Genomic DNA, 9,833 nt, shown 5'->3' with positions numbered 1-9,833 from the left:
CCCGGGTCCGCGGCAGCATCGGGTACCACTCGGTGATCGCGGTGACGTCGTCGGGGTCGAGAAGGTCGGGGTTGTCCGCCGCCCAGAGGGCCACCGCCCGGGGCGCGTTGCCGCGGAAGTGCCGGGTGTCAACCTCGGCCCGCACGATCGTGCCCTGCGTCGCGAGCCGGACCACCGCCCAGTCGTGGCCGTCCCCACGGCGCCGGCGGGTCTCCCAGCCCTCTCCCATCGCCCGGGCCTCACCCGAGGCGTTCAGGTTATGGCGGTCACCGTAGTGCATGTCGCTGGCGGCCACCACGACACCGCCCAGGTAGGCGGCGGCGAGATCGGAGGTCACCCGGTCGAACATCCGGGGGTCCGGCACCACCGTGCCATGCACGCGCAGCCGGGCGACTCCGCCATCCGGGTGGATGGTCAGGCGCAGATGGGTGATGCGGGTCCGGCCCTGGTCAGCCACCGGCAACACGTTGGCCGCGTCCGGCACGATCGGCGTCCGCGGCACCAGCGGGACCCAGGCCACGGACTCCTCGGCGACCTCCGCCGCGGAGGGATACCCGGGCAGGGTGGCGCCGTGCACCTCGACGGCCCCGGGAGCGTTGCCGGTGAAGTGGGTGGTGTCCACGGTCACCGCGTGGGCGATGCCGGGTGAGCCCAGCCGGATGATGGCCCAGTCGGATCCGGGAAGATCCCGCCGCCGACGGGTCTCCCAACCGTCGGTCCACTGGCCCCGTTCGGTGAACACGCCCGGCCGCACGATCGGCGGTTCGGGCAGCAGCATCCGTTCGGCGAACGCGAAGAACTCGTCGTTGACGGCCACGACCGTACCGCCGAAACGGGCCGCCGCGAGATCGACAAGATTCGTCAGGTCGGGCGCGTCGCTCATCGGGTCCTTTCACGGGGTCAACCAGCCGTACGAAACCGGACTGTTCACGTGTCGTCGGGTGGCCGCACGGCCCGTCACCACCGTGCGGACCGGATCAGGTCAGGACGGGACGACGTGTTAGCGGGGCGCAAAGCGTACTTCGGGCCTGCTCCCTCGGGAGTGGTCCGCGTCGGTGGGTGCATCGGATCACATCCGTGGGGAGGGCTCCGGTACGCCGGACGGTCCCGCGGCCCGGCCGGGTGATGCCTACCTCTCTAATAGCCGCCCCCGCGGAGGACGATCCCCGTCCGCTCGCCGCCCCCGCAGATAGGTCGCCAGCACCACCCCGTTCAACACGCGTCCGGCATAGGGGGTGAGCGGGTGGCGGTGGCGCAGCATCGAGGGCTCCACCAGGAACGACGCATCCGCGTCGAAGATCACCAGATCGGCGTCAGCGCCGATCGCGATGCGCCCCTTGCCGGCCAGTCCTACCAGGTCGGCCGGTCCGGCGCACATCCAACCGACGACGTCGGTGAGGGTGTGCCCCCGCGCCCGGGCCTGAGTCCAGACCGCGGGTAGCCCGATCTGGACAGACGCGATGCCACCCCACGCCGCCGCGAAATCACCGGCGTCGATCTGCTTCAACGCGGGAGTGGACGGCGAATGATCAGTGACGATCCCGGCGAACAGGCCCTGGGCCACCCCGTCCCACAACCGGTCCAGATTCCTGCTGTCCCGGATGGGAGGTGCGCACTTGAAGACGGTAGCTCCGTCGGGGACCTCCTCGGCCGTGAAGGTCAGGTAGTGCGGGCACGTCTCCACCGTCATCGGCAACCCCGCGTCCCGCGCCGCGAGCACGTCGTCGAGGGCATCGGCCGCCGCCAGATGCAGCACGTGCAGGCGGGCACCGCTGGCGGCGGACAGCGCCGCCAGCGCGGCCACGGCCTCGGTCTCCGCGRCCGGCGGGCGCGACGCCAACCAGCTGGCGAAGGCCCGCCCCACGGTGGGAGGTGCCAGGGCGAGAACGGAGGGCGCCTCGGCGTGCACGACGGTGAGGGCCCCCATCCGGGCGGTGCGCCGGGCGGCGGCCCCGAGGACGTCCATCGAGACGTGCGGGAACTCCTCGACCCCCGACGGGGCCAGGAAGGCCTTGAATCCGAAGACCCCGGCGCCGTGCAGGGCGGCCAGATCATCGAGGTTGCGGGCGTCGGCGCCGATGATGCCGCCCCAGAAGCCGACGTCGACGGCGACCTGGCCGGCCGCCACCGCACGTTTGGCGGCCAGGGCGGCGAGCGAGGTCGTCGGCGGAACGGAATTCAGCGGCATGTCGATGATCGTGGTGACACCACCGGCCGCGGCGGCCCGGGTCGCGGTCGCGAACCCCTCCCACTCGGTCCGCCCCGGTTCGTTGATGTGCACGTGGGAGTCGACCACGCCGGGAAGCAGAGCCAGCTCGCCGAGGTCCGTGACCAGGGTCCCGGGAGGGATCTCGTCCGCGGCGGTGATCGCGGCGATCCGGCCGTCCGCGACGTGCACGGCTGCCGGACGCTCGCCCCCGGGCAGCACGACTCGCCGTGACCGTAGCGCCTGTGGCCGCTCCGGCAGAACRTCCGCGGTGGGCTCGTTCATGCCGCCGGAACACCTTGTCCCGGCGTCGTCGGAGGCGCGGTCGTCGGAGGCGCGGTCATCGGAGAGATGGTGACGAGGTCCTCGGGTCGTACCGGAACGCGCCGCAGATCCCGTCCGACGGCGACCCGGATCGCCGCGATGATCGCCGGGGTCGCGGTACAGGTAGGCGCCTCCCCCACGCCCTTCACCCCGTAGGGCGCATCCGGCTGCGGATGGGTGACGGCGACGAAATCGAGGTCCGGGACGTCGGCGATGGTCGGCAGCAGATAGTCGTGAAACGTGGGATTGACCACCACCCCGTCCACCGTGACCAGCTCCTCCATGACGGCGAGGCCCAGCCCCTGGGCAGTTCCCCCCTCGACCTGACCACGCAGCGCCAGGGGGTTGAGCACCGTACCGCAGTCCTGGGCCAGCGCCATCGACACGACCCGCACGAGACCGAGGTCGACATCGACATCGACAACCGCGCGGTGCGCCGCGGCGGCGAAGGCCACGTGCGGATCGCCCTGTCCGTCGGCGTCCAGCGCGGAGGTACGCCGGTGGTGGAAGGTGTACTCCGCTTCGATCGGCCCGTCGGCCAGCGCCTCGGCGAGCGGAACCCGCAACCCGGCCTCCACCCCGACGATCTCCCCGGCGTTGACGGTCAGCGTCCGTCGAGGTGCCTCGACGACCTCCGCGGGCAGCCCCGCGGTGCGGGCGACCCGGGCGAGCAGGCGATCGGCGACCGCGGCGCAGGCTCCGCGCACGGCGCCTCCGCTCATCCAGGTCTGCCGGGACGCGCTGGTCGATCCGGCACTGCCGACCGCGGTGTCCGCGGGCGCCAACACGACCTGTTCGACGCCGAGCTCGGTGCGGGCGATCTGCCCCGCGATCGTCACAAACCCCTGGCCCACCTCGGCGCACGCGCTGTGCAGCCGGACCCGTACCGTTCCGTCCTCAGCCAGCTCCAGGCGGGCACGGGCGACGGAGGAGTCGTCCATGCCCTCCGAGAAGAGCAGGTTCTTGTAGGCCAGGGCGTAGCCGACCCCCCGACGGACCCGGCTCGGTTCGGCCGCGGCCGGTCGGCCGCCGGGCAACGCGGTCACCGCGACGTTCGCCGGCATCGCCGGCGGGAGCGGACGCGAGGCCACCGCCTCGATGACCTCCCGCGCCGGCAGCGGTGCGCCCATCACCTGACCAGTGGGCAGCACATCCCCCGGTCGGACGGCATTGCGGACGCGCAGGTCCACCGGATCCATGCCGAGGGCGTCGGCCAGCCGGTCCATCTGGGCCTCGTGACCGATGGTCACCTGCGGCACCCCGAACCCCCGCATGGCGCCGCACGGGGGGTTGTTGGTCCGCACGACGACTCCGTGCAGGTGGGCGTTCGGGACCCGGTACGGACCCGCGGCATGGGTGACCGCGTTCGCCAGCACCGCCGGCGAGGACGACGCGTAGGCACCGCCATCCAGCACCAGCCGTGCCCGCACGCTGACCAGGTTTCCGTCGGCGGTGGCGCTGTGCTGGAACCACATCCGGGCCGGATGCCGGTGCGGATGGCCCAGGAAGGACTCAACCCGGTCGTAGGCGATCCGCACCGGAAGCCCCGTAGCCCGGGCGAGCAGGGCGCCGTGGATCTGAAGGGTGACGTCCTCCCGGCCGCCGAAGGCACCCCCCACACCGGCCAGGGTGAGACGGACGAGCTCCTCCGGGAGACCGAGGCAGGCCGCGATCTGCTCCCGGTCCGAATGCAGCCACTGGGTCGCCACCCGCAGGTCCACCCCACCATCGGCGGCCGGCATCGCCAGGGCCGCCTCGGGAGCGAGAAACGCCTGGTCCTGCATCCCGACGAGGTACTGGTCCTCGACCACCACCGGGCCGAGCGCGTCGGGATCCCCGTGGCGCAGCTCGATCTCGCGGTACAGGTTGCCCGCCGGATGCAGCGGCTCGGCATCCGGCTGCCATACCCGGTCGGGGTCGGTCGAAGGTGCCAGCGGCTCGTAGTCCACCTCGATCGCGGCGAGCGCCCGGCGCGCGGTCCGGACGTCAACCGCGGCCACGGCGGCGACCGGCTCCCCTGCGTACCGAACCTCGGTCGCGGCGAACACCGGCTGGTCGGCGACGATCAGCCCGTAGGTGGCCATGCCGGGGACGTCGGCGGCGGTCACCATCCCCACGACGCCGGGCAGCCGGCGCGCGGCGTCGACGTCGACGCGCCGGATCCGCGCCCGGGCATGGGGCGATCGCAGGGTGCGGGCGTRCACCATCCCCGGAACACGCAGATCACCAACGTAGGAGAAGCTACCGGTCACCTTGTCCGGCCCATCCGGACGACGCACCGGACGACCGATCCCCAGACTCATCGCCCCACCCCCCGGTGGGGCGGAGCAGGTGCATCCCCCGAAAGTAGGGTGCCCCGCTCAGCCTGCACTGTTCTGATGGCAGCGAGTATCCGGCCGTAACCCGTGCACCGGCAGATGTTGCCGGCCAGCGATTCCCTGATCTCCTCCTCGTCCGCATCCGGCCGCCGGGTGAGCAGGTCCGTCACCGCGACCACGAACCCGGGGGTGCAGAAGCCGCACTGCACGGCACCCTCCTCAAGGAACGCCGCCCGCACGGCCCTGGCGGGTCCCGCCGTCCTCAGACCGGCAACGGTGCTCACCTGGGCGTCGTTGGCGTCCGCGGCGAGCACCGTGCAGGACGCCACCAACCGGCCGTCCAGGAGAACGGAGCAGGCACCGCAGCGCCCCTGCTCACACGCGTCCTTCACCGAGGTCACCCCGATGACGTCCCGCAGGACGGTGAGCAGGGAGTCCCCGATCCAGGCGCCGGCCACCGTGTGCAGGAAGCCGTCGACATGGAGGTGATATGGCGCGACGACGCCGTCGTCCGGCCAGGACGACCCGGCCGGCGGTCCGGCCGGCGGTCCGGCCGGGACTTCCCTCGCGAAACGGGCGGTCATGGCCGGACGTCCCGCTCGACTCGGGGGTCCACCGGCGCCCCCGCGGCATCCAGGCATCGGGTGAACGCCCGGGCGGCCAGCACGCCGGCAGCATGCCGGCGGTAGTCGGCGGAGACCCGCGGACCCGCCGCGAGCTCCGGCCCGACCCGCGAGACCGCCTCGCTTACCAGCTCACCGAACCGGCGGGCCGCCGACGAGGACGCGGCCCCTGCGGACCAGTCCACCGCGTCGTGTGCGAACCGCTCGGCGACGGTCATCCGGATCGGCAGCCGACCCACCCCCCCGATCGCGCAGGCCAGTCGATGGCGCATCCGGTCGACGAGGACGGCGCACGACACCAACGCCTGGTAGGCGGCCTGCCTGCCCCCAATCTTGAGATAGCTCTGCGGTCCGGCCGGCCGCGGCAGCCTTACCGCGGTGACCAGGGCGTCGGGGGCGAGCCCGTCGGCGAGGAACGCGGGCAGCGTCATCCGGCCGGGTCCGCGCGGCGAGGCCACGAGGATCTCGGCGTCCGCGGCGGTGAGGAAGGTGAGCAGGTCACCGGTGGGACGTGCCGAGCCCAGCGCGCCACCGACCGTGCCGAGGTTGCGGATCTGCGCGGAACCGACCACCCGGGCGGCGAGGGCGAGGCCGGGCGACAGTGACCAGCCCGCGAGGTCGGTGTAAGTCACGCCCGCACCGACGGTGAGCGAATCCGCCCCGGCGCCGCGGACCCGCAGTTCCAGGACCCGGCGCAGGGCGACTACCGCCCCCGGCCGACGCTCGCCGGACCGGAGGGCGGGGACGAGATCGGTGCCGCCGCCCAGCAGATCGACCGCCCTGCCAGCGTCATGGGCGGTCGCCAGCATCTCCACTGCCTCCCCTACCGTACGTGGACGGAACATGACGGCCGTCGCACCGCTAGTCGTCACAGCGGCCTCCCCCGCCCGATCCGACCAATGGTCCGACCAGTGGAAGGAAGCGCGGGAGGGGATGACGCGGGAAGCCARCCGGCGATCCGGGGGTCAGGCAGGCGGACGAACGCTGCATAAGAACCGACCATAACGGCGGAAGGTTACGTGGATGTTCATCAAGACAGACGCTCAGTGACGTAGTTCTGATCTTGCTTGGCGGCAGCGTTCATCACCTCACCTGCGCTATCTCACCCGTGTTATCGCCAGCTTCCACTCGCACCGACCCAGACCAACACCCCCAACGTTACCCAGTGTTACCTTACCGATGCTGGCGCGAACTGTGGAGAGGGATGCGACAGGTTTGAGGTGGACATGTCACGCCGTCTATCGACCCGGCGCTGCGGCACGGCTGGCGCTTCGTGGCCTCGGGTGAGTGCACCACGCTCCCCGCCCTGGGCCCCGGAGCGCCCGCTGATCCAGCGACGCCGGTCAGGGTCGGGTGTGGAGGTCAGGGCCGGGTGTAGAGGGCGCAGCCCCATCCGGCCAGYGTGCGCAGCGGGAACGGCAGCCGGCAGCCGAGATCGGCTGCGGCCGTGTCCACCGCGGCCAGCTCTCCCAGCACCGCCTCCCAGGGTGCGTCACTCATCACCCCGAGCAGGGGCAGCGCGCACGCCGCCCGCACCCAGCCCTGGTCGACCACCACGTAGCCCCCGCCCATGCCCTCGAGGGCCCGAGCGGCGGTCACCATGTCGTCGTCCCGCGCCCCGACGACGATCAGATGCCCCGGCGGCTCCGCCGTCGTGACCGCGAGCGCGCCCCGGGTCAGCCCGCACCCGCGGAGCAGCCCGACGTCGATCTCGTCCGAGGAGCCGTCCCGACCGAAAATTGCGATCTTGAGAAGGTCCCGAGACGGATCGGCTACCGCCCAGCCGTCCCGCAGGGTGGGTTCCACCCGCACGGTACGGAGTCCACGCGGGTGGGAGAGGCCGGAGACCTGGCCCGTCCCGGTCATCCGCAACGCCCGCGCTGGTCCACCGACGGGCGGCGCCGTCCCCGGGTCGCGGGGGGGATCGACGCTCACCACGACCACACTGGCATCCTGCCGGTGGGACCGTCGCAGGCCGAGTGATGTGAAGGAGCCGGCGTGCAGGTTCGCCGGGAGTCGTGTCCGGCTGGTGGCCCAGGCGGGCGAGATGTCGAGGTTGTCGAACAGGGGTCGGCCGCATTCCGCGGCGATCCGGCCACCCGCCACCACCACGTCGGGCGGCGCGGTTCYGGCCAGGGAGGAGACGACCTGGAGATCAGCGAAGCGGGTGGGCGCGATTGACCCCAGGGTGGGTTCCAGATCGTGCCTGYGGGCGGGGAGCAGGGAGAACCGCCGGATGGCGTCGATCTGGCCCATCCCCCGACCGACCGCGAGTCGCACGTCGTGATCGAGATGCCCGACCGTGGCAAGCTCCGCGACCGATCTGGCCCTGCCCCGGACCGGCTCGGCCCCGCTGCCGGCCGCCCACAGCAGACCGCCGGCCTCCGTGGCGGACGACTTGACGGGCGCCGCCCCTACCGAGGACAGCGCGGTCAGCGCGGAGGCGGGCGGTATCGGAGGCACCTCGACGACCGGGGCTGCGGGCGCCCCGGTCCCGGGGACCTGCCTCCCGGGCACCTGCCCCGCTCGGACCAGCACCCGCAACGGGGTCGAGGATCCCGTCACCAGATCCACACCGCGCAGACCGCCCAGCGCGACCAGGACGGCCGGGTCGGTCACCAGGGTGACGGTTCCCCGCGGGACGATCAGGCGAGCCAGTTCCCCCGGAGTGAGCAGCGTCTCCTCGACGCGCAGGCCGGCGTCGACATAGGCCGGCAGGACGAATCTGCCGGCGGCGTCGAGCGAGCGCCGACCCGCCAACGTTCCCGGCTTCGTGACCGCGGCGATGTAGCACCCCACGATCAGGATGTCCCGCGCGGCCACGGCACCGCTGTGGACGGCGACGACAAGCCCACCGCGTATGACGAGGTCGGCTTCCTCCTCACCCGCGGCCACCCGACGCAGTCGAGCGAGCTGTGCCTCGGACGGACGCAGCAGGTCCGCGCCGACCACGGGTGCCTGCCCGGTCGGACCAGGAGCCGCCGCCGGATCACGCGGGTCGACCGCGGGAGCGGTGGTGGAGGTCGTGCCCGACGCCGCCGTGCGGGYCGGGGTCGCCGATCGGTGGGGCGTGGCAGAGGAGACGGTCGGCTGGGACGCTCMGCCGGACACCGTCATCAGTCGGGGTCCCCGGCTGGAGYGTTCGGCGTTCATGGCGGCCTCTCGTCTGCCGGTCAGCACCGAGTCTGCATCCGATGGCGGCACGCCCGGAACGGGATCACGTATGACCAACGGCGAAATCACCCCCATTACTTCCTTTACTCCAAGACAAGCCGGGTGTCCCCGGAGTCGGCGGACCGRCACCACCCGCCGGGAGGGCGGCGATGGCGTGATTGTTGTTTGCCACGTGTCATTACCCACCATGCGCCGGAGCCAGCCGGTAACGCGGGTGGAACACCATGTTGACCAGGGACGGGAAGAACACGACGATCCCGGCGATCATGCCGACCGCGGCGCGGCCCCGCCCGAAGACCAGTGTGAGCAACCGAACCCCTGWCAGCCTCATTCCGGGCGTACCCCCACCTGCCGGTCGGTCCGACCGGCCCGAGCGGTTCCCCGGACGCCAGAGCGGTTCCCCGGACGCTAGAAAGGATGCGTATCGGTCCCATCGCGCCCGGGTGAATTACCAGTAACTCCATTCTTACTGTTGACGGCACCACGCTCCCGCGGCGTCCCCGGCAATGTCGGGACAGAAACCTGGACGAAACTTTTCTTGGGTTGCGAGAGCGTCGCCGTTCACCTGACCGTCACATTGCGCCCCGATATGTCCGACGAGCATCGGGGCCGGAGCGTCGCCGGCATGTCGTGGACCGCGCCGAACCGAACCAGGCCGGCGGCATTCCCCGACCTGCTAGGCTTCGCATTCGTGCTGCTGAGCCCCCATGAACAGGAACGACTGCTGATCCATGTGGCGGCCGGGCTCGCCCGTGAACGGCGAGCCCGTGGGCTGCGGCTGAACCATCCCGAAGCGACCGCGATCATCACCTCGTTCCTGCTGGAGGGCGCGCGGGACGGTCGCGGCGTCGCGGACCTGATGAGCGCCGGGCGAACCGTGCTCACCCGGGACGACGTCATGGAGGGCGTGCCGGAGATGCTCGGCGAGGTGCAGGTCGAAGCCACCTTCCCGGACGGCACCAAGCTGGTCACCGTCCACCGGCCGATCCCGTGATCCCCGGGGAGATCCTGACCGGCGACGATCCCGTCGAGATCAACGCCGGACGCCCGGTACGCACGGTGCTGGTCCGTAACATGGGCGACCGGCCGGTGCAGGTCGGCTCGCACTACCACTTCGCCGCGGCGAACCCCGCTCTCGACTTCGACCGGGCGAGTGCCTGGGGCCACCGGCTCGCGGTGCCCGCCGGC

At 72.0% G+C, this 9,833-nt stretch carries 8 protein-coding genes and 1 pseudogene; 2 read left to right on the top strand and 7 right to left on the bottom strand.

Annotated features, from left to right (window positions below):
- The 7 genes and pseudogenes from alc to KBI5_RS24970 all read right to left on the bottom strand — a co-directional run.
- Positions 1 to 883 (bottom strand): allantoicase (gene alc / locus KBI5_RS01120; protein ID WP_085014072.1); only part of this gene is annotated, 883 nt, incomplete at its 3' end.
- Between the two features lie 246 nt (positions 884 to 1,129).
- On the bottom strand, positions 1,130 to 2,491 hold the full coding sequence (gene allB, locus KBI5_RS01115) for an allantoinase AllB (RefSeq protein ID WP_085014071.1): 1,362 nt from the start codon (positions 2,489 to 2,491) through the stop codon (positions 1,130 to 1,132).
- Positions 2,488 to 4,833, bottom strand: coding sequence for a xanthine dehydrogenase subunit D (gene pucD, locus KBI5_RS01110; protein WP_085014070.1), 2,346 nt, complete (start codon positions 4,831 to 4,833; stop codon positions 2,488 to 2,490). Before pucD ends, allB begins: the two co-directional genes overlap by 4 nt.
- Positions 4,830 to 5,432, bottom strand: a complete 603-nt coding sequence (locus tag KBI5_RS01105; RefSeq protein WP_011435290.1) for a (2Fe-2S)-binding protein — start codon at positions 5,430 to 5,432, stop codon at positions 4,830 to 4,832. The genes pucD and KBI5_RS01105 overlap by 4 nt, the downstream gene beginning before the upstream one ends.
- A complete protein-coding gene (locus KBI5_RS01100) occupies positions 5,429 to 6,316 on the bottom strand; it encodes an FAD binding domain-containing protein (protein WP_049761047.1) in 888 nt (295 codons plus the stop codon). Before KBI5_RS01100 ends, KBI5_RS01105 begins: the two co-directional genes overlap by 4 nt.
- Positions 6,317 to 6,833: 517 nt before the next feature.
- Positions 6,834 to 8,588, bottom strand: a complete 1,755-nt coding sequence (locus KBI5_RS01095; protein WP_241882590.1) for an adenine deaminase C-terminal domain-containing protein — start codon at positions 8,586 to 8,588, stop codon at positions 6,834 to 6,836.
- Positions 8,589 to 8,862: 274 nt separating this feature from the next.
- Positions 8,863 to 8,955: pseudogene (locus KBI5_RS24970) on the bottom strand (ABC transporter permease); the annotation flags it as partial.
- A 381-nt stretch (positions 8,956 to 9,336) separates the two neighbouring features.
- Here KBI5_RS24970 and KBI5_RS01090 point away from each other — a divergent pair.
- A complete protein-coding gene (locus KBI5_RS01090) occupies positions 9,337 to 9,639 on the top strand; it encodes an urease subunit gamma (protein WP_035732629.1) in 303 nt (100 codons plus the stop codon).
- On the top strand, positions 9,636 to 9,833 hold a 198-nt coding region (locus tag KBI5_RS01085), incomplete at its 3' end, for an urease subunit beta (protein ID WP_198537442.1). The genes KBI5_RS01090 and KBI5_RS01085, both read left to right, overlap by 4 nt.

It is taken from the genome of Frankia sp. KB5 (assembly GCF_002099325.1).
GTDB classification, from domain to species: domain Bacteria; phylum Actinomycetota; class Actinomycetes; order Frankiales; family Frankiaceae; genus Frankia; species Frankia casuarinae.
This window is presented reverse-complemented; position numbering and strand designations above follow the sequence as displayed.

What these genes read in the sequence shown, in the direction of transcription:
- KBI5_RS01100 (WP_049761047.1), bottom strand. Translation starts at nt 6,316, where the DNA reads ATGTTCCGTCCACGTACGGTAGGGGAGGCAGTGGAGATGCTGGCGACC.
- KBI5_RS01105 (WP_011435290.1), bottom strand. Translation starts at nt 5,432, where the DNA reads ATGACCGCCCGTTTCGCGAGGGAAGTCCCGGCCGGACCGCCGGCCGGA.